Genomic DNA, 21,949 nt, shown 5'->3' with positions numbered 1-21,949 from the left:
AGAGGCGGAGTCCGAAAATGCCGGGTACCCCGCTCCCCCGTTTCAATGCGGTCCTTGCCGGAGTTCCGGTGGCCGTCGGTCCGCGAGGTGCGGTCCGTCGGCCACCGGACGCCCCCATGTTGCGTCGGTTCCACGAAGTCGCGCCGCCCGGCGCGGCCCCGTGGTGGCTAGGTCGTCAGGATTCGGTGGTCTCGGAGGAGTCGTCGGACTCGTCCGCCTCGTCGGTTTCGGCTTCGGGTTCGGCTTCCACGGCCGGGAGCAGGGCCTCCAGCGCGAGTCCTTCTATACGGCGGAAGGACCGTCCGGGGCGGGCGCGCTCGAGGAGCGCCACTTCGAGGACGTCCCTGCTCAGCTCGCGCCGCTCACCGTTGGAGCCGCCGTGCGACAGGGCGCTGAGCGCCAGGGCGAACGCATCGGCCAGCGGGAGGTTGTAGTCGTGGTCGGCCTTGAGGACCTCGACCAGGTCTTCGGCCTGGCCGCCCATCGCCAGGTATCCGGGTTCGTCGAGGATCGAGCCGTCGAAGGTGAGCCGGTAGAGCTCGTCGGCTTCGGGGTTGGGCCCGACTCCGGCGACGCAGATCTCGACCTCGAACGGCTTGGTCTGCTCGGAGAAGATCGCGCCGAGGGTCTGGGCGAAGGCCTTGGCCAGGCTCCCGGCGGTGACATCGCGCCGGTCGTAGGAGTAGCCGCGCAGGTCGGCCATCCGGACACCGGCGGTGCGCAGGTTCTCCAGCTCGTTGTAGCGCCCGACCGCGGCGAAGCCGATGCGGTCATAGAGCTCAGAGAGCTTGTGCAGGGCCGAGGAGATGTTCTCGGCGACGAACAGGACTCCGTCGGCGCAGGAGAGCACCACGACGTTGCGGCCCCTGGAGATGTTCTTGCGGGCGTATTCGGCCCGGTCCCGCATGATCTGTTCGGGACTGGTGTAGAACTGCATTCCCATGAGTCCGTGCTCCTCTCTGGCTAACCGTAAGGGTTTTCGGTGCGGGCCGCGATGACGCTGCGCGCCACTTCCGCGACTTCGGACTCGTCGATGCGGCGGGAGCCGTCCGCGGTGGCGGTCATGACCACCGGGTAGAGGTCGCGGGTGGGATCGGGTCCGCCGGTGGCCGAGTCGTCGTCGGCGGCGTCGTAGAGGGCCTCGACGGCGATCTTGACGCAGTCGTCGCTGCCCATGCCGCGCCGGTACCGCTTCTTGAGCGAGCTCTTGGCGAAGATGGAGCCCGAGCCGATCGAGTCGAAGTCCCGCTCGGCGTAGATGCCTCCGACGACGTCGAAGCTGAAGATCTTGCCCGCTTCCTCCACCGAGTCGGCGTCGGTGTCGAAGCCGGCGAAGAGAGGCACCACGGCCAGGCCCTGCAGGGCGATGCCGAGGTTGCCGCGCAGCATGGTGGCGAGGCGGTTCGCCTTGCCGTTCAAGGTGAGCTGCGCGCCCTCGATCTTCTCGTAGTGTTCGAGTTCGACCTGGTAGAGCTTGATCAGCTCGATGCCGAGGCCGGCGGTTCCGGCGATGCCCACCAGCGAGTACTGGTCGGCGGCGAAGACCTTCTCGATATCGCGGCTGGAGATGTAGTTGCCCATGGTGGCCCGGCGGTCGCCTGCCATGACGACGCCTTCGGCGCTGCGTATGGCCACGATGGTGGTGGCATGGGAACTGATCTCGGCGTAATCCCCCGGCGGCAGGGGGCGTCGGCCCGGCAGGAGCTCGGGGGCGGCGCTGGACAGGAACTCCGAGAACGAGGAGGTTCCGGTCGTCATAAACGCGTTCGGTAGCTTGCCTGGGAATCCTTCACCTGTCACGACTGACCTCCCTATTTCTCTATTCAATAGCGCGGCTCGCATTCGCGACCGGCAAGGGCCGCAGGGCCGTCGATGGTATAGAGCACCTGGTGCGCGATGCGCACCAGGTAACCCTATTTCCATTGGCAGGGTGCCGTCTACTGGCCGCCCTTTTGCACAAACGAGCGAACGAATTCCTCGGAGTTCGTCTCCAGGACCTCGTCGATCTCGTCGAGCAGGTCGTCTACTTCCTCGGTGATCTCTTCGTGGCGCTCGGCAATCTCGGGGTCGACAGCGGCCTCGGTGGTCTCGGCATCCGCGTCCTGCCGTGACCGCTGCGACTGCGACTGCCCGCCGGAGTCCTTTGCTGCCATCGCAACTCCCTTCTACCTTCGACCGATGGTGCCTAAACCGTACCGCGAAGGTACGACAGCACGCCAGATACGACGCTGTACCAACACGTAATATTCCCCTGCACGGGGTCGCCACCGCGCGCCACCGGTCCAGCACCCAGCGCAGCGACCGGATTACGCCCGCGGCGAACAGGTGTCTGGATCGAATATTTTACTCGGCGGTAATGATGTCCAGAAGGTCCTTCGCGGCCGCGCAGCGGTCGAACAGGTCTCCCACATGAGCCTTCGTGCCTTTTTCGGGCTCCATCATGGGCACTCGCACCAGCGAATCGGCGCCCACGTCGAAGATCACCGAATCCCATGAGGCGGCGACGACTTCGGACGGATAGCGGGCCAGGCAGCGGCCGCGGAAGAACGCCCGGGTATCGGTGGGCGGCTCGGTCATCGCGTCGATGATCTGAGTGTCGGTCAGCAGCCGCTGCATCTTCCCGCGCGACACCAGGCGGTGGTACAGGCCCTTCTCGGGCCGCACATCGTGGTACTGCAGGTCGATCGCCTGGAGCTTGGACGAACCCCAGTCGAGGTCCTCGCGCTCGCGGTAGCGGTTGAGCAGCGCGAGCTTCGCGGGCCAGTCGAGCATGTCGGCCAGCTCGAACGGGTCGCGGGCCAGCGCGTCGAGCACCTTCGCCCACAGGTCGAGGATCTCGCGGGTGTCGGGGTCGCAGTCGGCTCCGCAGTAGGTCTCGGCCTGTTCCAGAATCGACTGTTGCAATTCGACGGCCGTCACCCGCTTGCCGTTGCGCAGCTCGATCTTGTGCCGCAACGACGGGTCATGGCTGACCGCGCGCAGCTCGGCGACCGGTTCACTGATGGCCAACGAGCCGTCGAAGGCGCCGTGCTCGATCATGTCCAGCACGATCGCGGCGGTGCCGACCTTGAGGAACGTCGCGTACTCGGCGAGGTTCGCGTCGCCGATGATGACGTGGAGGCGCCGGTAGCGCTCGGCGTCGGAGTGGGGCTCGTCGCGGGTGTTTATGATCGGACGCTTCAACGTGGTCTCAAGGCCCACTTCGACTTCGAAGAAGTCGGCCCGCTGGGAGATCTGGAAGCCCTTCTCGGACGCGTCCTGGCCGATGCCGATGCGCCCGGCCCCGCAGTAGACCTGGCGGGTGACCAGGAACGGGGTGAAGTGGGAGACGATCTCGGCAAAGGGGGTCTGCCGGCTCATCAGGTAGTTCTCGTGCGCCCCATAGGAAGCGCCCTTGTTGTCGGTGTTGTTCTTATACAGGTTGATCGGGCCGATGCCGGGCGTGTGGGCGGCCCGGTGGGCGGCCTCCGCCATCGTCATCTCGCCGGCCTTGTCGAACAGCACGATCTCGCGGGGGTTGGTGACCTCGGGCGTGGAGTACTCGGGGTGGGCGTGGTCGACGTACAGCCGCGCTCCGTTGGTGAGGATGACGTTGGCCAGGCCGGTGTCCTCGTCGGCGAGGTTCTCCGCCGGGTCGTAGAGGGCCCCGGTGTAGGTGAAGCCGCGCGCGTCGCGCAGGGGCGTCTCCTCCTCGTAGTCCCACCTGGCCCGACCGCCCTTCGACAGTTCGGGACGGGCGGCGTAGGCGTTGACGATCTGGGAGGAGGTCACCATCGGGTTGGCCCCCGGCTGGCCGGGCACGCTGATCCCGTATTCGATCTCGGTGCCCATAATGCGGCGAACGGTCATACCACCGAGCCTAGTCCGCCTCGGCCCGCATCCGCTCCTGTGCGGCGCTTCCGTTTCGATTTATCGGGCCGGATCCCCGAGTGGAGCCTCGCGCGGCAGCGCCCCAGGCGGGTGGGCGCTTCGGCTTGGGGCGCAGTTGAACGCGATCGACCGACGGTTGCCCGCCGGCCGATCGTTCCTCACTCGGTTGGTTTCAGTTCTTGTCGATCGTTGGTCCTGTCGATAGCAGTACCTCCCGTCTTTCGGAACCGACTCCAAGCGGTACCCGCTCGCGGCCTTGGATTCCGGCACCTGCGGCGTCGTCTTGACCGCCGCGTCCGGTGCCTTCCGCCCGTCGCGTTACAGGTACTGGCCGGTGTTCGACACTGTGTCGATGCTGCGGCCGGAGTCGGAGCCCTTGCCGGAGACGAGCGTGCGGATGTAGACGATCCGCTCACCCTTCTTACCGGAGATGCGCGCCCAGTCGTCGGGGTTGGTGGTGTTCGGCAGGTCCTCGTTCTCGCGGAACTCATCGACGGTGGCGTCGATGAGGTGGCCGAGACGCAGACCCTTTGACTGGTGGGTCAGGAAGTCCTTGATGGCCATCTTCTTCGCCCGCGCCACGATGTTCTCGATCATGGCGCCGGAGTTGAAGTCCTTGAAGTAGAGGACTTCCTTGTCGCCGTCGGCGTAGGTGACCTCCAGGAACCGGTTCTCCTCGACCTCGGAGTACATCCGCTCGACCACCGCCTGGATCATCGATGCCGTGGTGGCGTCGCGGTCCTTGTCGTGCTCAGCGAGGTCATCGTTGTGCAGCGGCAGTTCGGTGGTGATGTACTTCGAGAAGATGTCCTTCGCCGACTCGGCGTCGGGACGCTCAATCTTGATCTTAACGTCCAGACGGCCGGGCCGCAGGATCGCCGGGTCGATCATGTCCTCGCGGTTCGAGGCGCCGATGACGATGACGTTCTCCAGTCCCTCGACGCCGTCGATCTCCGACAGCAGCTGGGGGACGATCGTGTTCTCCACGTCGGAGGAGACCCCGGATCCGCGGGTGCGGAAGATGGAGTCCATCTCGTCGAAGAACACGATGACCGGCATGCCCTCTGATGCCTTCTCGCGCGCCCGCTGGAAGACCAGGCGAATGTGCCGCTCGGTCTCGCCGACGTACTTGTTCAGCAGCTCGGGGCCCTTGATATTGAGGAAGTAGCTCTTCCCCGCCGGCTGTCCGGTCACCTCGGCGACCTTCTTGGCAAGCGAGTTGGCGACGGCCTTGGCGATCAAGGTCTTGCCGCAGCCGGGCGGGCCGTACAGCAGCACGCCCTTGGGGGCGCGCAGCTGGTGCTCGCGGAACAGGTCCGCGTGCAGGAACGGCAGCTCGACGGCGTCGCGGATCATCTCGATCTGCCCGTCGAGGCCACCGATGTCGTAGTAGTCGACGTCGGGGACCTCTTCGAGGACGAGCTCCTCGACCTCGCTCTTCTGAATCCGCTCGTAGGCGTACCCGGCGCGCGGCTCGATCATGACCGAGTCGCCCGCTCGCAGGGGCGCGTTCATCAGCGCGTCCGACAGGAGCACCACGCGCTCCTCGTCGGCGTGGCTGGTGACCAGCGCCCGGTCGGGCGGGCCGCCGTCATCGGGTTCGATGAGCTCCTTGAGTGTCACCACTTCGCCGATGCGCTCGTAGTCGAGCACCTCGACCACGTTCATAGCGTCGTTGAGCAGGACTTCCTGACCGCGTTCGAGCTCGTCGGCGTCAATCGACGGCGCGAGCGAGACGCGGAACTTCCTCCCTGACGTGAAGACGTCGACGGTGCCGTCCTCACGGGCTCCCAGGAACACGCCGTATCCGGACGGCGGTTGCGCAAGCCGGTCGATTTCCTCTTTCAGCGAAACTATCTGCTCACGCGCCTCCTTCAAGGTCGCCACGAGCCGTTCGTTCTGTTCCGACAGACGATCGATCTGGGATTGGGCGGCAGCGAGCCGCTCTTCCAGAATGTGGACGTGTCGGGGCGTTTCGGTGAGTCGGCGGCGAGCCGCGGCCAGTTCTTCTTGGAGCTCTTCGACCTGTCCTGACAGTTCGTCGTCGTGCTCTGAGCCCTGGCCCAGTCCCTGTCGACGGTCATCGTTGCTTCGTGCCACGGGTCACACCTCCCGAGTGAGGGTCCTACTCCAACCGTAGCTGGCTGGGGACGCCAATAGTAAGACTCGACACCGACATTGCGCCAGCTTCTTGTCGGCAATTAATGTGGGGGACATGGCTGAGGAACGTGAACTGGAAGTGTCGATCGACCAGGACGCCTGTACAGGCGATGGTTTGTGCGTCCAGTACGCCCCCGAAGTCTTCGAGTTCGACATCGATGGACTGGCTTATGTCAAGAACCTCAAGGGTGACCTTTTGACCACGGAGGGTTCGCAAACGGCGGTGCCGGAGCGCCTGCGACTGGACATTGTGAATGCAGCCCACGACTGCCCGGGCGAGTGCATCTACGTCCGGGACCAGGCCGACAAGACCCCCGTCGCCGGACCGGGGGCCGAAACCGATTAGGACGGTCCGGGGTCAGGAATCCGACTCGGGATCCTGATCCTCGGGCGCCATGGAGCCCTCGGCCGCCTCAGGCGCCGCCTGCGCGGCCTGACGGGCATTGCGCTCCCGCAGGGCCTGCTGCCCCTTGGAGGGCTTGTACTTTCGCGTGGGCGCCACCGTGCCGGGCGCGAGTTTGCGCGCGCACACCAGGAATGCGGTGTGGGCGACCATCCGGTGGTCCGGGCGCACCGCCAGACCCTCCAGGTGCCAACCGCGCAGCATCGTCTCCCACGCCTCCGGTTCGGTGAAGGTGCGCCGGTCCCGAAGGGCCTCAACGAGTTCCGACATCTGCGTGGTGGTTGCGACATAGCCCATGAAGACGCCGCCGGGCCGCAGCACGCGCTCCACAGTGTCGAGTGCCTCCCACGGCGAGAGCATGTCCAGGACCACCCGGTCGACCGGGTCGAGGTCGGCCTCGGCCACGTCTCCCACGGTCAACGTCCAGTTCTTCGGCTCCTCGCCGTACCAGCCGGCCACGTTCTGGCGGGCGATCTCGGCGAAGTCCTCGCGCATCTCCCAGGAGTACACGTGGCCCTCGGGCCCGACCGAGCGCAGCAGCCAGTTGGTCAGCGCCCCGGAGCCGGCCCCGGCCTCGACGACCCGCGCCCCCGGGTAGATGTCGCCGAACGTGATGATCTGCGCGATGTCCTTGGGGTAGATGACCTGGGCCCCGCGCCGCATCGACATGCCGTAGTCGGGCAGCAGCGGGCGCAGCGCCAGGTAGGCGGTGCCGCCGGCGGAGGTCACGGTGACCCCGTCGGGGCGCCCGATGAGGTCGTCGTGCTGGATCTGGCCGCGGTGGGTGTGGTAGGCACCGCCCTCGGCGAGGGTGATCGTGGCCTTGCGGCCCTTCGCGTCGGTGAGTTGGACGCGATCGCCGACTTTGAGCAGGTCATCCACGGTTTTCATTCTCCTTCGGTAGGCCCGAAGCATCTTAACGGAGGGCTTTGACCACGTCTGAGGTGTAGAGCAGCCCTGTCAGGCGGCCCTCCTCGATCACGTAGTACTCGTCGGCGCCGCTGCGGCCGATCGCGTCCACCAGCGCCTGGCCCCGCAGCCGGGCGTCGAGGGCGGGCAGGCCGCGGCGGATCAGCCCGTCCAGCGGCATCGAGTCGACCTTGCCGGCCGGGACCGCCGCGGCGGCCTTGCGGTCGAGCACCCCGACGGGTTGTTCGGCGACGACCACGATCGGCTTGTCGCCCGCGGCCGCCAGCGCCTCGCCGAGGGTCGCGCCGGCGTTCACGAACGCGGCCGGGCGGGCCAGCGCGGCCGCGTCCAGGCGCTTGACCTTGGGGCCCATGCGGCCGGCTCGGATCGCCGAGCCCGCGCCGCGCCACAGTTCGAAGGCGACCATGAGCAGCAGGAGCAGGCCGATCCAGGAGAACCATTCGTTGGAGAACAGCCACAGTCCGGCGCCGACGGTCGCGATGGCGACGACGCGTCCCGACCACCCGGCGATGCGGTATCCGGTCCACCGGTCGCCGGTGGCTGCCCAGATGGCCGCCTGGACGGCTTTGCCGCCGTCGAGCGGGAGTCCGGGCAGGAGGTTGTAGACGGCTACGAGGAGGTTGGCCACGCATACCTGGAAGCTCAGCTGCCAGGCGAGGGAGCCGAGTTCGGTGACGGCGAGTCCGGCGAGTCCGGCGGCGCCGAGGACGGCCGAGACGGCGGGGCCGGCGAGTGCGATGGCGGCGGCGGTGCGGGGGCGGGGGGCCTCGCGGTCCATCTCGGTGAAGCCGCCGAGGGCGTCGAGGTTGATCTGGCGGACGCCGATGCCGGCGCGCAGGCTGATGAGGGCGTGGCCCAGCTCATGCAGGAACACCGAGAGCAGGAGGGTGAGGGCGAAGAGGGCCGCGACGACGAAGGAGGCGCCTTCGCCGATGCCGGGTACCGAGCGGCGCACGACCGGCGCGTAGACGGCGACGACCATGACCGCCAGGAGCAGCCAGGTGTATCCGATGACGATGGGGATTCCCTTGACGCGGCAGAGGGTGAATCCCGAGCGCCGGAAGGCCAGGGTGTTTGTGGTCGACATCGGCGGCAATGCTACGCGCCCCGAACGCGGCGGGTCTGGCGGCGCGAATGGTCGGGACGGATTCGGAGTCGCATCACCGCCGCGCCTCCCTCGACCTCAAACATAACGCGTGTACTGTTTAGGAATGATCGAAGCTTCCGACACCTCGAATCCGGGTGAGCACGCCCGCTCCTTCGGACAGGCGGCCGACCTCTACAACGACATCCGGCCCGACTACCCCGCCGCGGCGCTCGAATGGATGCTCGGCGAGCCGAAGGACGTCGTCGACCTCGGCGCCGGGACCGGACTGCTCACGCGCGGCCTGATCGCGCTGGGCCACCGCGTCACCGCCGTCGACCACGACGAGCAGATGCTCGCCAAGCTCGTCTCCCTCTCCCCCGGCCTGGCCGCCTCGCACCAGGGCTCGGCCGAAGCCCTCCCGCTGCCCGACGACTCGGCCGACGCGATCTGCGGCGGCCAGTCCTTCCACTGGTTCGACTTCGACCGGGCCCTGCCCGAGTTCGCGCGCGTGCTGCGCCCCGGCGGGATCCTCGCGCCCATCTGGAACATCCGCGACGAGAGCGTCGACTGGATCGCCGCACTCTCGGAGATCATCGGATCCTCGCAGGGCGAGCTCGCCGCCACCGGCCCCACCGAGCCGGGCTACTTCGCGCCGTTCTTCGCCGACCCCGAGCGCCGCGTGTTCCGGCACGAGAAGATCCTGGACCGGGCACGGCTGCTGCGACTCGTCCAGTCCCGCTCGTACTTCCTCACCGCCGGTGAGGAACGCCGGCGCGAGATCCTCAACGCCGTAGGCGAGCTCGTCGACACCCATCCTCAGCTGGCCGGGCGCGAGACGTTCGCGATGCCCTATGACACGCATGCCTTCCGCGCCGCGCGCCAGGACGGGGCGGGGAGTGTCGTACCCCCGGCATAGACTCGGAGGATGCCGCAGGCCACCCGTCCCACGCAGCTGTCGCCGTCGCGCGCTGCCGATTTCAAGCAGTGTCCGCTGCTCTACCGGTTCAGAGCGGTCGACCGCCTGCCAGAGCCGCCGACGAAGGCGCAGGTGCAGGGGACGCTGGTCCACGCGGTGCTGGAGCGGCTCTACGAGGTCGAGGCGGGCAAGCGCACCCCGGCGGAGGCGCTGGCGCTGATCGAGCCCGAGTGGGCGAAGCTCCAGACCTCTGGGGATTATGCGGAGCTGTTCGACGGCTTGAGCGACGAGTCGGATTGGCTGCGGAACGTGCGCGGCCTGGTCGAGACGTACTTCAACATGGAGGACCCGACCCGGCTCCAGCCGCACCGCACCGAGTGCCTGGTGACGACCACGCTGGACGACGGCACGCAGCTCAAGGGCTTCATCGACCGCGCCGACGTCAATGTCGACGGGCTGGTGCGCCTGGTCGACTACAAGACCGGCAAGCGCCCGCCGGACCGGTTCGCCGACAAGGCGCTGTTCCAGATGAAGTTCTACGCGCTGGTGTGGTGGCGGACGCGGGGCACGGTCCCGACGCTGCTGCGCCTGATGTACCTCGGCAATGCCCAGGTGCTGGACTACTCCCCCAATGCCGTCGAACTTGAGTCCTTCGAGAAGACGCTGCGGACGCTGTGGGCGACGATGCGCGAGGCGATCGCGACCGGCGAGTTCCGGCCGCAGAAGTCGAAGCTGTGCGGCTGGTGCGCCCACCAGAAGCTGTGCCCCGAGTTCGGGGGCGAGCCGCCGAGCTACCCGTTGCCGACGGTCCTGCCCGGACTCGAGATGCCTCCGACAGACTGATCTCCTCCCTGAGGCGGAGGCGTGAGTCGTTCTCGCGTTCGATGATTCGAAAGTGAAGAGCCATTACGGTTGGAGCGTGCAAGCCGCCTCCTCGTTTCGCCGTCTCCACGGCTGGTTCCATGGGCACCCGCTCTCGGCCGATACTCTGTTCGCCGCCGCGCTGTGGGCCACGTACGCCTCCACGCTCCTGGTGATCAGCGCCGCCGCAGACAACGGCGTCGAATTCGGCTGGCCGCAGGTCGCCATGCTGGGGCTCGGCCTGTCGCCGATCGCCCTGCGCCGCAAATGGCTGTGGGGCTCGATGCTCCTCGCCGTCGGGCTGCTGGTGCTGGCGATGGCGATCGACAATCCGTGGATCATCGGCGACAACGGCGTCGGATGGCTGGTGCTGACCTATTCGGCGGCCGCACATCGTCCCCTGCTGCGCGCCGTGACGGCCTCCGCGGTGCTGTGGATCCCCGTCACCGCCTCGGTCCTGTTCTACTACTGGCCGGTGCAGGACGGCCAGGCCGGTTCCGCATCGCTGCTGACGTTCCTCAACACCGCGATGGCCGTCACCGCGTTCTGGGTCGGCCTCGTGATGCGAAACCGGAGGATGAAGGTCGAGGAACTGACCGACCGGGCACGCGTGGCCGAGCAGACGCAGGAGGCACTGGCCGCCCAGGCCGTCGCCGAGGAGCAGCGGCGCATCGCCCGCGAGCTGCATGACGTTGTGGCCCACCACATCTCGGTCATCGGCGTCATGTCCGAAGGGGCGAAGCGCGTCCTGCGCACCGATCCCGACGCGGCTGAGGACGCCCTGACGACGGTCAATCAGACCGCCCGCACCGCCCTGCGCGAAATGCGCGACCTGCTCGCCGTGCTGCGCAAGGGGGGAGAGGAGACCTCGGGCGCCGAGCTCGAACCCCAGCCGACCGTCGATTCGATCCGGGCCCTGGTCGCGCAGACCAAAGAAGCGGGCCTGCCGGTGAGATACAGCGTCCGCGGCAAGGAATACCCGCTGCCGACCGGAGTGAGCCTGGCGGTCTACCGAATCGTCCAAGAGGCGCTGACCAACACCATCAAGCACGCCGGGCCGAAGGCGAGGTCCGGAGTCGTGGTCGACTACGGTGAGGACGAATTCCGGGTCTCCATTGGAGACTCGGGACGGGGTGCGCCGGTCGTGAACGGCTTCTCCGGCGGACACGGACTGATCGGCATGCGCGAGAGGGCGACGCTGTACGGCGGCACCCTCGTGGCCGGTCCCGGACCCGGCGGGGGCTACCTCGTCGAAGCGCACTTCCCCAAGAACGCCCACCTCCAAGGAGTCAAGCGATGACCGAGCGACCGATCCGCGTGCTCCTGGCCGACGACCAGCAGCTGCTGCGAGCCGGATTCAAGATGGTGCTCGGCGCCGAGAGCGACATCGACATCATCGGCGAGGCCGGCGACGGGGTCGAGGCCTTCGAACTGACCCGGCGGCTCGTGCCGGACGTCGTACTCATGGACATCCGCATGCCCCGCCGCGACGGCGTCGCGGCCACCGCTGACATCGTCGAGGCGTCACTTCGTACCCGAGTGCTGGTATTGACCACATTCGACCTTGACGAATACGTCGTCGGGGCACTGCGCGCGGGCGCGGCCGGGTTCCTCACCAAGGACGCCCCCGCCGCCGATCTGGTCGAGGCGATCCGCACCGTCCACGCCGGCGGCGCCGTGGTCGCACCGCACATTCTCTCGACCCTGCTGGGCCGCTTCGCCGCGAACCGGGGCGCCGACAACGACCGCGCCCCGGCCCTGCTCGAGTCACTGACCTCCCGGGAGCGGGAGGTACTGATGCTGCTGGCGAAGGGCCTGACCAATGCCGAGATCGCCGACACCCTCCACGTAGGTGAGACCACTGTCAAGACCCACGTGGGGCACCTGTTGACCAAGCTCGGCGTGCGCGACCGCGTCCAGGCCGTCGTCCTCGCCTACGAGAGCGGTCTGGTCCGCCCCGGCCAATGAAAACCGTCCGCTGGGCGTAGTACTCCGGTACCGCTTCCTACGCCCTTGGTCGGAGCCGAAGACCGTTCTCAAAGCGGATGCCCGAGCCGCCCCGAACCCATAGAGTCGACCCATGAGTTCGCGAACCACCCGCGAACACATGGACCGCGATGCTAAATGACATCAGATATGATGTCACAATCTGATGCATCGATGTCATTAACTCAATCCTTCGGAACACCGACACCATCACCGAAAGCGAGAGCGTCGTGTCCACTAGCACCCCCGTCAAGACCAATGCCGTTGCAGCCAAGGGCCTCTGGAAGGCCTACGGTTCCGGCGAGGCGCAAGTAGTCGCGCTCCGCGACGTCTCCGTCGAGTTCGCCTCCGGCGCCTTCACCGCCATCATGGGCCCCTCCGGCTCCGGCAAATCCACGCTCATGCACTGCCTCGCAGGCCTGGACACCACCGACCGCGGCACCGTCTCGATCGGAGACACCGCCCTGACCGGCCTCGGCGACAAAGCACTCACGAAGCTGCGCCGCGACAAGATCGGCTTCATCTTCCAGCAGTTCAACCTGCTCCCCACGCTGACGGCCGAGGAGAACATCACCTTGCCCGCGGCGATCGCCGGCTCCAAGGCCGACCCGGCCTGGGTCAAGCGCATCATCGACACCCTCGACCTGGCCGACCGGCTCGACCACAAGCCGACCGAACTCTCCGGCGGCCAGCAGCAGCGCGTCGCCTGCGCCCGCGCGCTCGCCTCCCGGCCCGAGGTCGTCTTCGCCGACGAGCCCACCGGCAACCTCGACACCCGCTCCGGCGCCGAGGTCCTGAGCTTCCTGCGGACCTCGGTGGACGAGTTCGACCAGACCATCGTCATGGTCACGCACGACCCGAACGCCGCCGCCTACGCCGACCGCGTCGTCTTCCTGGCCGACGGCCAGGTCGTCGAGGACATGGACGACCCCACCGCCGACAGCGTCATCGACAAGATGAAGCACTTCGAGGAACTCGTCGCCGCCGCCCAGGTCAAGGAATCCTGATCCATGCTGCGCGCCACGCTCAAGGGCATGGCCAGCCGCAAGGCCCGCCTCGCCCTCACCAGCATCGCCGTACTGCTCGGCACCATGTTCGTCGCCGCCGCGATGATCCTGACCGCCACGATGGACAAGTCCGTCTCCGGCGTCATCTCCGATGCCTATTCCGACGTCGACATCGTCGTTGCCTCCGGCGACGGTGAGAACGGCGGGGCCTCCGGTCCGCCCGGAGTCGCTATCCCGTCCATCCCCGGCGACGTCCTGTCTCAGATCCAAGGCACCGACGGCGTCGACCGTGCCGATGGCGCGGTCGAAGGCGAGATCAACGCCATCGGCTCGACCGGGAAACTCGTCGGCACCTTCGCCCCGACCATCGCGTTCAACTGGACCGAAGGCAGCGACGAGGACGACTTCATCGAGATGCGGGAGGGCAGCGGGCCCGCTGCTGACGATGAGGTCGCCGTCTCCACCAAGTTCCTGGCCGACTCCGGTCTCGACCTCGGCGACACCGTCACCGCCTACTCCTACACCGCCGACCGCGCCGAATACACGATCGTCGGCGTCTTCGGACTGGCCGGCGGGCGCGACTCCACGGCCGGCGAGACCCAGATGGGTTTCACCACGGCTGAGGCCCAACGGCTCCTCACCGGCGGTGAGGACCTCTACTCCTCGGTGTACGTCTACGGCACCGCCACCACCGACGACGTCGAATCGGCCATCGGCACCGGCGACTACCGGGTCCAGACAGGTCAAGAGGCCAGCGACGAAGCCGCCGAAGGCTTCGCCGTCGTCGCCGACTTCATGGGCTACATCTTCCTCGGCTTCGGACTCGTGGCCGTCTTCGTCTCGGTCTTCCTGATCGTCAACACCTTCACCATCATCGTCGCCCAACGGCAAAGGGAGCTGGCGCTGCTACGCGCCATAGGTGCCGGACGCGGACAGGTCGTCCGCTCGGTCCTCACCGAGGCGCTCCTCATCGGCACCGTCGCCTCGATCGTCGGCCTGGGGCTGGGCGTGCTGCTCGGCTGGGGTCTCTCGCAGGCGGTCAGCGCGTACATGATGGACGGCCTGCCGGTGACGCTCCTGGTCCCGGCGACCACGCTGTGGGCCCTGGTCGTCGGCATCGGCGTCACGCTCCTGTCGGCGCTCGTCCCGGCCGTCAAGGCCTCGGGTGTGCCGCCAGTGGCCGCCATGCGCGAAGCGGTCAACCCGCCGAAGCCATTGCGCACCATCACCATCGTCGGCGCGATCGTCACCGTCGTCGGCGGGGCCCTCCTCGCGTTGGGCCTGACCGACAACCTCGGCGACAACACCCTCACCGGCATGCTCGTCGGCGTCGGCATCACGTTCGTGGGCATCACCCTGCTCACGCCGATCCTGTCGCTTCCGCTCGTGTCGGTGCTCGGCGCGGTCCTGTCCTTCACGTTCGCCGGGAAGCTCGGCCGGCTCAACGCCGCCCGCAACCCCAGGCGCACGGCAATCACCGCCGCCGCCCTGATGATCGCCGTCGCGCTCATCACCGGGATCGCCACACTCGTCTCGAGCATCAAGGCCACCACCAGCGATGTGTTGGACACCAGCCTCGAATCGGACCTGGTCGTCTCCGGACTCCAGGCCGGGGCCAACACCCCCTCGTTCTCGCGTGACACCCTCACCGAGCTGCGAGAGGTGCCCAATGTGCAGCGGGTCGCCGACCACTACCAGGACTACAGGGGCACCAGCGTCGACGACCAGGACGCCATGCTCTCCTCCAGCGAGAACCTGGAGGAGAGCATGGGCGTCTTCGGCACCGCAGTCACCGAGGGTTCACTGTCTGACCTGGACGCGAACTCGATCGTCGTCGACGAGACCACGGCCGAGGACCGGGGCCTCGAGCTGGGCGACACCGTCGAGGTCGGCTTCTTCGACGGCGAGACCGCCACGTTCACCATCGGCGCCGTCCTCGAGGACTACCTGATCACCAATGGCTGGTGGGTCTCTCCGGACTACATCGAGCACTTCGCCATCCCCAAACCGCTCCAGGCGTACATCGTGGTCGAACCCGGTGCCGACGTGGGTGCCGTCGAAGACGACGTCGCCCAGGTCCTGACCGACGAGCCGGAAGTGAACGTCACCAACAACGCCGAGTTCGTCGACCAGCAGACCGGCTCGCTCGACACCATCCTCGGCGCAGTACAGATCCTGCTGGCGCTGGCGATGATCATCGCCGTCATCGGCGTGGTGAACACCCTGGTCCTATCGGTCCTGGAACGCACCCGTGAACTGGGACTGCTGCGCGCGGTCGGCATGACGCGGGGCCAGGCCAGGCGCATGATCACCGTCGAGAGCGTCATCATCTGCCTGTTCGGCGCGGTGCTCGGCATCGCGGTCGGCATCGGGCTCGGCTGGACGGTCCAGCAGGCACTCGAAGGGGAGGGCCTGGACCAGTTCGCGCTGCCGTGGGGCCTCATCGTGACGTACCTCGTGGCCGCGGTCATCGTGGGTCTGCTCGCAGCGATCGCTCCGGCGGCCCGCGCCGCGAAGCTCAACGTGCTCGGGGCGATCGCGTACGAATAGCTTTATCCAGTAAGGGAAACCAGGAAGAATCGGGGGCGGTGCGAGCAAGGCACCGCCCCCACCGTCTTGCCCTCGCCTCGCCGCGAGTCACGCCCGCCCTAGGTCTTTCGGCCGAGGGCGGGCGGCTCTCTCCCCCTTGCGAAGGAGCCGAAGTCCGGCCCGCGGACCGAAGTGGAATCCGGCCGAAATCCATAGCCTTGTCGGTACCACCAAGGAACTCTCGACCTGAAAGGCCGAACCGTGCCTCTAGCCAATCCCCCCGCCCCGATCCGGACCCGCTCCGCCGTCACCGCCTCCGGCCTGTGGCGCGCCTATGGTTCCGGTGAAGCCCAGGTCCTCGCGCTCCGCGACGTCTCCGTTGAGTTCGCCTCCGGTGAGTTCACCGCGATCATGGGCCCCTCCGGCTCCGGCAAGTCAACCCTCATGCACTGCCTGGCCGGGCTCGACACCACCGACCGCGGCACCGTCTCGATCGGCGATACCTCCCTGACCGGACTGGGCGACAAGGCCCTCACGAGGCTGCGCCGCGACAAGATCGGCTTCATCTTCCAGCAGTTCAACCTGCTCCCGACCCTCACGGCCCTGGAGAACATCACGCTCCCGGCCTCCATCGCGGGCTCCAAGGCCGACCCGGCGTGGGTCTCCCGCATCATCGACACACTGGATCTGGCCGACCGGCTCGACCACAAGCCGACCGAGCTCTCCGGCGGCCAGCAGCAGCGCGTCGCCTGCGCCCGCGCGCTCGCAACGCGGCCGGAGGTCGTCTTCGCCGACGAGCCGACCGGCAACCTCGACACCCGCTCGGGTACCGAGGTGCTGAAGTTCCTGCGCACCAGCGTCGACGACTTCGGCCAGACGATCGTCATGGTCACGCACGACCCGAACGCCGCCGCCCACGCCGACCGCGTCGTCTTCCTGGCCGATGGCCGGATCGTGGACGAGCTGACCGACCCCACCGCCGACGCCGTCATCGACAAGATGCGCGGTTTCGAGAAACTCGCGCTGGACATGAACGCCGACAACGCGAGCGGCCAGTTCACCGGCCTCAACCACAGTGGGGCCGCATAGCGATGCTGCGCGCCTCCCTGAAGGGCATGGCCAGCCGCAAGGCCCGCCTCGCCCTCACCAGTCTTGCCATCATCCTCGGTTCGGCCTTCATCGCCGCCGCCCTGGTCCTGACCTCCTCTATCCAAGCGACCGCCAACGATCTCAACGCCGACCGATACGCCGGCGTGGAGGTCCTCGTCCAACCCGTCGAACCGGAGACCCAGGGCGACCGAATGGTCCGCGAGGGCGTCCCCGCCGACACGCTCGCGGCGGTCGGGGCCGTCGACGGCGTGGCCGACACGACCACCACCGTCACTTGGATGATCAACGCTCTCGGCTCGAACGGAAAGGTCGTCGGCGGCCTCGCCCCGACCAACGCCGTCAACTGGGAAGACGAGTCGATCGACCGCGAGCTGCGCGAAGGCCGCGAGCCCACCGCCGACAACGAGGTGGCCGTCTCGGCCAAGTTCGTGTCCGACGCCGGCCTCGGCCTCGGAGACGACGTCACCGCCTACTCGCTCACCAGCGACAAGACCGCCTACGAGATCGTCGGCGTCTACGGCTATCCGGGTGAACGCGACACGCTCGACGGCGGCACGGAACTCGCTTTCACCACTGCCGAGGCCCAACACCTCGTCTTCGACGGCCAGGACGAGTACACCACCGTCGCCGTCCACGCCGAGGACGGCGTCAGCGACACCCAACTGCTCGCCGCAGTCGAGGGAGTCATCGGTGAGGAGTCCCAGGCGATCACCTGGAAGGAGTACAACGAAGAAGCCAACGCCGAGACCGCCGAGACGGCGGCGTACATCTCGTACTTCCTGCTCGGCTTCGCGCTGGTCGCCGTGTTCGTCTCGGTCTTCCTCATCGCCAACACCTTCACGATCGTCATCGCGGGGCGGCTCAAGGAGATCGCGATGATGCGCGCCATCGGCGCCGGACGCGGTCAGATCACCGGCTCGGTACTTCTCGAAGCGCTCATCCTGGGCGCCTTCGCCGCCGTCATCGGCGCCGCCCTCGGCGTCGGCGGAGGCTGGGCGCTCACCAGTGCGGCCTCCACCTACCTGCTGGACACCGCCTCCGTCTCACTGTCGATCCCCATCACGGCCGTGGTCGCCGCGCTGGCGGTCGGCATCGGGGTGACGGTCCTGTCGGCGCTGATCCCGGCCGTACGGGCCTCTCGGGTCCCGCCGGTCGAGGCGATGCGCGAGGCGGTCAAGGCCGACAAGCCGATCACCGCGATGAGCATCACCGGCGGCATCCTCGCCTTCATCGGCGCGGGACTGATGGTCTTGGGCCTCACCGAGACCATCGACAAGAGCGTCGAAGTCACCGCCGTCGGAGCCGGGCTGGTGTTCGTCGGCATGACGCTCCTGACAGCCTGGCTCTCACGGCCGCTGGTGGCCGTGCTGGGACTGCTGTGGTCATGGAACTTCGCCGGGAAACTGGGGCGGCGCAATGCCTCCCGCAACCCCAGGCGCACCGCCGTCACCGCCGCCGCGCTCATGATCGGCGTGACTTTGGTGACCGCCACGGGCACCCTTATGAGCAGCGTCAAGGCCAGCATCGAGGATTACTTCGAGGGCTCGATCGAGGCCGAACTGATCGTGTCCGGCCCGATCACCGCAGCAATCGCGCCGTCGTTCGACCCGGCGTTGATGGAGGACATCCGCGAAGTCGAAGACGTCGATGCGGCGGTCGAGTTGTACTACGACCCGGCCGACATCAACGGCACCGAGCAGTTCGTCTACGCCACCTCCGACATTCCGAGCGGCGTCGGCCTGTACGGGGGCACCGTCGAGCAGGGATCGCTCGACGATATGTCCGATGACGAGATCGCCATGAACGCCTCGGCGGCCAAGGAGGTCGGCGTCGGGATCGGCGACACGGTCACGGCGACGTTCACCCGCGGCGAGGAGCCGCACGAGTTCACGGTGGCCGCCATCGTGGCCGACAATGAGAACTCCGACGGCTGGTACGTCACCACGGCCTACACCGACGAGTTCTACACGACGAGGCCGACTTCGGCCCTGGTCGACGTCGCCGACGGCGCCGACGTCGAGGCGGTCTCGACCTCGGTCGACGACCTGCTGGCCGACGAGCCGGAGGTCACCGTCCAGAACCAGGAGGAGTTCACCGCCCAGGTGACGGTGATCTACGACTTCGTTCTTATCGCGATCCAGCTGCTGCTGGGCCTGGCGATGATCGTCGCGGTGATCGGCGTGATCAACACGCTGATCCTGTCGGTCCTCGAACGGACCCGGGAACTCGGAATGCTGCGGGCGATCGGTATGACCAGGGGCCAGACGGTCCGCATGGTCACGGTGGAGAGCGTCACCATCGCCCTGTTCGGTGCGCTGCTCGGCATCGGCGTGGGCGTGCTGATCGGCTGGGCGTTGCAGCGGGCGCTGGCCGACACCGGGGTCGACGTGTTCGCCCTCCCGACCCTCCTGATCGCCGGCTACCTCGTCGCGGCGGTCGTGGTGGGCCTGCTGGCGGCCATCGCCCCGGCGATCCGCGCATCGAAGGTGAACATCCTCGGCGCCATCGCGTACGAGTAGACCGCGGAAGAAGGGGGCGGCCCGGGCGGGCCGCCCCCTTCTTCCGTCTTCAGGTCGAGCTACTTGACCCGGGCCGACTCGTAGCCCTGCAGTTCGTCCATGTCCTCCAGCTCGATGTTCTTGGTCTCCGGCACGGCCCGGTAGACGAAGAAGAACGAGATGAAGGCGAAGGCCGCGTACAGGCCGTACGCCAAGCCGAGGCCGATTTCCGACAGCTGCGGGAAGGTGACGGTGATGAGCCAGTTCCCGATCCACTGCGCCGCCGCGGCCACGCCGAGCGCAGAGGCCCGAATGCGGTTGGGGAACATCTCCCCCAGCAGCACCCATACGGCCGGACCCCAGGTGAAGGCGAAGCCGAGCACGTACAGGTTGGCGGCGAGGAGCGCCACGACACCCATGCTGTCGCTCAGGATGGGCTCATTGTCGGCGTTGACCGGCGCGGTCGCGAAGATGACTGCCATGGTGCCGAGCATCAAGAACATCACCGTCGAGCCCGACAGCAGCAGCTTCTTGCGTCCGACCCGGTCGATGAGCAGGATCGCGACGATCGTACCGGCGATATTGACGACCGAGTTGATGACGCTGGTGAGGAACGCGTCGCCTTCGCTGAATCCGACCGACTGCCACAGGGTAGTGGAGTAGTAGAAGATGACGTTGATGCCGACGAACTGTTGGAACACCGACAGGAAGATGCCGACCCATACGATCGGCAGCAGCCCGAAACGCGGACCGCGGACATCCGCGATCCGCATCGGCTTGTCGCTGCGAAGCGAGTCCTGGATCTCGTGAACGCGGAAGTCGACGTCGCCGCCCACGTACTTCTTGAGGACCGCCGTGGCCTTCTCGATCTGCTGCTTCGCCACGAGGTAGCGCGGCGACTCCGGGATCTGCAGGGCGACGATGAAGTAGATGAACGCCGGGATGGCCGCGGTCGCGAACATCCACCGCCAGGCCGAACCGCCCCAGGGCGCTTGCGCGCTGGCACCGCCGGAGACGGCCTGGATGGTGTAGTTGACCAGCAGTGCCGCGAAGATACCGGTGACGATCGCGAACTGCTGCAACGAACCCAGCCGGCCGCGGCGATCAGCCGGTGCCATCTCAGCGATGTAGGCCGGAGCGATGACGCTCGCTGCGCCGATGGCGAGACCACCGAGCACGCGCCACATGGTCAGGTCGATCGGACCGGTCGACAGTGCACTTCCGAGCGAGGTGATGAAGAAGATGGTCGCGGCCAGCATCATGACCTTGGTGCGGCCGATGTGGTTCGCGAGCGCTCCGGCGAACCAGGCGCCGACGGCGCAACCCAGCAGTGCCGAGGACACCACGACGCCGCCCTCGATGGCGGAGATCCCAAATTGCTTGTCGAGCGCGTCCAAGGTTCCGTTGATGACGGCGGTGTCGTATCCGAAGAGGAACCCACCGAGCGCCGCAGCGACCGCCACCGACAGTACGGCGCCCCGCTTCGGTTCGATATTTCCGGTGAGCAGACCTTCGCTGCCTGATGTCATCAGTTCCCCCGTTGTCGGCTCGGAATCGACACCGAATGTGTCGAAATCCTAAGCCGAGAACTCCATTCCGGCAGGCGATTTGACACATCCCTCGACCCGGCTAACGGGGCCGTCATCAGCGAAGATGATCGTCGATGCGCACCTCCAGCGATCGAAGAATTCTCGCTACGGCCACGTAGGTCGCACCCGCCACCGTCAACTCGGTCTGTTCAGCCGGTGAGAAGTGATCATCGAGCCCGGCCGCGTCCCAGGGCACCCCTGTACCCAGGTGCTCGGCATAGGAGAGCACCGCCCGCTCGGCGGCGCTGAAGCAGTCGGCCTCGGCCCAATGGTCGAGCTGTTCCAGTTGTCTCGCATCGACTCCCGCATCGCGCGCCATCGGAAGATGATGGGCCAGTTCGTAATCCGACCCTTCTATCTGCGCGATCCGGCAGATCAATATCTCCCGGTATACCCGTGCCACTGCGGATTCATACCTGACGGCGTGGATCAGGTCGAGCATGGGCGCAAGCATCGCGGGCGCGTGCGCGAGCGACCGGTGCAGGTTGATCGGGCCTCGCCCGACCGCCACCAACCGCGCCTGGGCCGAAGCCGGCAATGGCGCAGCCGGCAGCCGAGAAACCGGAGAATCATACACGAATGTGACCTACCTAACTTGTGACGCGCATAACGAGCTATCCATCGATGTGCAACAATGCAAGGAGGGAAACTTACCCACACGAGCCTGCAACGGAGGAGGCCTAGTGAGCACTTTCTTCAGTGTCCTTGGAGCAGTTGGAATCGCGATCCTACTAGTAACCCTGTCGCTGATGACATTCCTGGTAGCAGGGGCCATCTTCGGCGTAGGAGCCGGCGTCTACAAGCTCAGAGAACTCCTGTCGTCATCCTCCTGAAGTGAGGTGGGTGTTTCCGTAAGCGTAGGGGCCGCAACCGTTTCGGTTGCGGCCCTGTTCCATGCCGGCAGGAAGCTCGCGGCATGACGAAAGCCCCGCCGGGAGGCGGGGCTTAAAGTGCTGTTGCGAGGGTATGCGAAAGGCCCCGCCTTTCGGTGGGGCCTTTCGGT

General features: G+C 67.1%; 18 protein-coding genes. 9 read left to right on the top strand and 9 right to left on the bottom strand.

Annotated features, from left to right (window positions below):
• Nucleotides 1-175: 175 nt before the first annotated feature.
• The 5 genes from prcA to arc all read right to left on the bottom strand — a co-directional run bounded on the left by prcA (nucleotide 176) and on the right by arc (nucleotide 5,970).
• Nucleotides 176-943: a proteasome subunit alpha gene (prcA, locus tag FAB82_RS24865; RefSeq protein WP_136537266.1), complete on the bottom strand. Its 768-nt coding sequence runs from the start codon at nucleotides 941-943 to the stop codon at nucleotides 176-178.
• Between the two features lie 20 nt (nucleotides 944-963).
• Nucleotides 964-1,758, bottom strand: coding sequence for a proteasome subunit beta (prcB, locus tag FAB82_RS24860; RefSeq protein ID WP_246039818.1), 795 nt, complete (start codon nucleotides 1,756-1,758; stop codon nucleotides 964-966).
• Between the two features lie 179 nt (nucleotides 1,759-1,937).
• Nucleotides 1,938-2,153, bottom strand: coding sequence for a ubiquitin-like protein Pup (locus FAB82_RS24855; protein WP_136537264.1), 216 nt, complete (start codon nucleotides 2,151-2,153; stop codon nucleotides 1,938-1,940).
• A 190-nt stretch (nucleotides 2,154-2,343) separates the two neighbouring features.
• A complete protein-coding gene (gene dop, locus FAB82_RS24850; protein WP_136537263.1) occupies nucleotides 2,344-3,849 on the bottom strand; it encodes a depupylase/deamidase Dop in 1,506 nt (501 codons plus the stop codon).
• A 339-nt stretch (nucleotides 3,850-4,188) separates the two neighbouring features.
• Nucleotides 4,189-5,970: a proteasome ATPase gene (gene arc / locus FAB82_RS24845; RefSeq protein WP_136537262.1), complete on the bottom strand. Its 1,782-nt coding sequence runs from the start codon at nucleotides 5,968-5,970 to the stop codon at nucleotides 4,189-4,191.
• Between the two features lie 115 nt (nucleotides 5,971-6,085).
• Between arc and FAB82_RS24840 the strand changes: the two genes are divergently transcribed.
• Entirely contained in the window at nucleotides 6,086-6,376 is a 291-nt protein-coding gene (locus FAB82_RS24840) for a ferredoxin (protein WP_136537261.1), read from the top strand.
• A gap of 12 nt (nucleotides 6,377-6,388) precedes the next feature.
• Here the strand turns inward: FAB82_RS24840 and FAB82_RS24835 are convergent, their stop codons facing one another.
• Nucleotides 6,389-7,324, bottom strand: coding sequence for a tRNA (adenine-N1)-methyltransferase (locus tag FAB82_RS24835; protein WP_211116841.1), 936 nt, complete (start codon nucleotides 7,322-7,324; stop codon nucleotides 6,389-6,391).
• Nucleotides 7,325-7,349: 25 nt separating this feature from the next.
• Nucleotides 7,350-8,450 (bottom strand): M50 family metallopeptidase, encoded by a 1,101-nt coding sequence (locus tag FAB82_RS24830; RefSeq protein WP_136537257.1) that lies wholly within the window; start codon nucleotides 8,448-8,450, stop codon nucleotides 7,350-7,352.
• A gap of 124 nt (nucleotides 8,451-8,574) precedes the next feature.
• Here FAB82_RS24830 and FAB82_RS24825 point away from each other — a divergent pair, with 124 nt between their 5' ends.
• The 8 genes from FAB82_RS24825 (at nucleotide 8,575) to FAB82_RS24790 (ending at nucleotide 19,378) form a co-directional block, all read left to right on the top strand.
• Nucleotides 8,575-9,366 (top strand): class I SAM-dependent methyltransferase, encoded by a 792-nt coding sequence (locus FAB82_RS24825; RefSeq protein ID WP_136537256.1) that lies wholly within the window; start codon nucleotides 8,575-8,577, stop codon nucleotides 9,364-9,366.
• A gap of 9 nt (nucleotides 9,367-9,375) precedes the next feature.
• A complete protein-coding gene (locus FAB82_RS24820) occupies nucleotides 9,376-10,209 on the top strand; it encodes a RecB family exonuclease (protein WP_136537255.1) in 834 nt (277 codons plus the stop codon).
• 76 nt (nucleotides 10,210-10,285) lie between these two features.
• Nucleotides 10,286-11,527 (top strand): sensor histidine kinase, encoded by a 1,242-nt coding sequence (locus FAB82_RS24815; RefSeq protein WP_136537254.1) that lies wholly within the window; start codon nucleotides 10,286-10,288, stop codon nucleotides 11,525-11,527.
• Complete coding sequence (locus tag FAB82_RS24810; RefSeq protein WP_136537253.1) at nucleotides 11,524-12,195, top strand: response regulator; 672 nt, start codon at nucleotides 11,524-11,526, stop codon at nucleotides 12,193-12,195. The genes FAB82_RS24815 and FAB82_RS24810 overlap by 4 nt, the downstream gene beginning before the upstream one ends.
• 248 nt (nucleotides 12,196-12,443) lie before the next feature.
• Nucleotides 12,444-13,220, top strand: coding sequence for an ABC transporter ATP-binding protein (locus FAB82_RS24805; RefSeq protein ID WP_136537252.1), 777 nt, complete (start codon nucleotides 12,444-12,446; stop codon nucleotides 13,218-13,220).
• A 3-nt stretch (nucleotides 13,221-13,223) separates the two neighbouring features.
• Complete coding sequence (locus tag FAB82_RS24800; protein WP_136537251.1) at nucleotides 13,224-15,770, top strand: ABC transporter permease; 2,547 nt, start codon at nucleotides 13,224-13,226, stop codon at nucleotides 15,768-15,770.
• A gap of 267 nt (nucleotides 15,771-16,037) precedes the next feature.
• A complete protein-coding gene (locus FAB82_RS24795; RefSeq protein ID WP_211116875.1) occupies nucleotides 16,038-16,838 on the top strand; it encodes an ABC transporter ATP-binding protein in 801 nt (266 codons plus the stop codon).
• Between the two features lie 2 nt (nucleotides 16,839-16,840).
• Nucleotides 16,841-19,378, top strand: coding sequence for an ABC transporter permease (locus FAB82_RS24790; RefSeq protein WP_136537250.1), 2,538 nt, complete (start codon nucleotides 16,841-16,843; stop codon nucleotides 19,376-19,378).
• A 59-nt stretch (nucleotides 19,379-19,437) separates the two neighbouring features.
• Here FAB82_RS24790 and FAB82_RS24785 read toward each other — a convergent pair whose 3' ends face one another.
• Together FAB82_RS24785 and FAB82_RS24780 are read right to left on the bottom strand one after the other, a co-directional pair.
• Nucleotides 19,438-20,886, bottom strand: a complete 1,449-nt coding sequence (locus tag FAB82_RS24785) for a sugar porter family MFS transporter (RefSeq protein ID WP_136537249.1) — start codon at nucleotides 20,884-20,886, stop codon at nucleotides 19,438-19,440.
• 115 nt (nucleotides 20,887-21,001) lie between these two features.
• The gene (locus tag FAB82_RS24780) at nucleotides 21,002-21,400 is read right to left on the bottom strand and encodes a carboxymuconolactone decarboxylase family protein (RefSeq protein WP_281276997.1); all 399 of its coding nucleotides are present in this window, start codon (nucleotides 21,398-21,400) and stop codon (nucleotides 21,002-21,004) included.
• Between the last annotated feature and the right edge of the window lie 549 nt (nucleotides 21,401-21,949).

Source organism: Glycomyces buryatensis (assembly GCF_004912275.1).
In the GTDB taxonomy this organism is placed as follows: Bacteria; Actinomycetota; Actinomycetes; order Mycobacteriales; family Micromonosporaceae; genus Glycomyces; species Glycomyces buryatensis.
The sequence above is the reverse complement of the archived record's forward strand: the minus strand, read 5'-3'. Positions and strand labels throughout refer to the sequence as shown.

What these genes read in the sequence shown, in the direction of transcription:
- prcB (WP_246039818.1), bottom strand. Translation starts at nt 1,758, where the DNA reads ATGACGACCGGAACCTCCTCGTTCTCGGAGTTCCTGTCCAGCGCCGCC.
- FAB82_RS24780 (WP_281276997.1), bottom strand. Translation starts at nt 21,400, where the DNA reads ATGCTTGCGCCCATGCTCGACCTGATCCACGCCGTCAGGTATGAATCC.
- FAB82_RS24820 (WP_136537255.1), top strand. Translation starts at nt 9,376, where the DNA reads ATGCCGCAGGCCACCCGTCCCACGCAGCTGTCGCCGTCGCGCGCTGCC.
- dop (WP_136537263.1), bottom strand. Translation starts at nt 3,849, where the DNA reads ATGACCGTTCGCCGCATTATGGGCACCGAGATCGAATACGGGATCAGC.
- FAB82_RS24810 (WP_136537253.1), top strand. Translation starts at nt 11,524, where the DNA reads ATGACCGAGCGACCGATCCGCGTGCTCCTGGCCGACGACCAGCAGCTG.
- FAB82_RS24800 (WP_136537251.1), top strand. Translation starts at nt 13,224, where the DNA reads ATGCTGCGCGCCACGCTCAAGGGCATGGCCAGCCGCAAGGCCCGCCTC.
- FAB82_RS24855 (WP_136537264.1), bottom strand. Translation starts at nt 2,153, where the DNA reads ATGGCAGCAAAGGACTCCGGCGGGCAGTCGCAGTCGCAGCGGTCACGG.
- FAB82_RS24840 (WP_136537261.1), top strand. Translation starts at nt 6,086, where the DNA reads ATGGCTGAGGAACGTGAACTGGAAGTGTCGATCGACCAGGACGCCTGT.
- prcA (WP_136537266.1), bottom strand. Translation starts at nt 943, where the DNA reads ATGGGAATGCAGTTCTACACCAGTCCCGAACAGATCATGCGGGACCGG.
- FAB82_RS24785 (WP_136537249.1), bottom strand. Translation starts at nt 20,886, where the DNA reads ATGACATCAGGCAGCGAAGGTCTGCTCACCGGAAATATCGAACCGAAG.
- FAB82_RS24790 (WP_136537250.1), top strand. Translation starts at nt 16,841, where the DNA reads ATGCTGCGCGCCTCCCTGAAGGGCATGGCCAGCCGCAAGGCCCGCCTC.
- FAB82_RS24825 (WP_136537256.1), top strand. Translation starts at nt 8,575, where the DNA reads ATGATCGAAGCTTCCGACACCTCGAATCCGGGTGAGCACGCCCGCTCC.
- FAB82_RS24830 (WP_136537257.1), bottom strand. Translation starts at nt 8,450, where the DNA reads ATGTCGACCACAAACACCCTGGCCTTCCGGCGCTCGGGATTCACCCTC.
- FAB82_RS24835 (WP_211116841.1), bottom strand. Translation starts at nt 7,324, where the DNA reads ATGAAAACCGTGGATGACCTGCTCAAAGTCGGCGATCGCGTCCAACTC.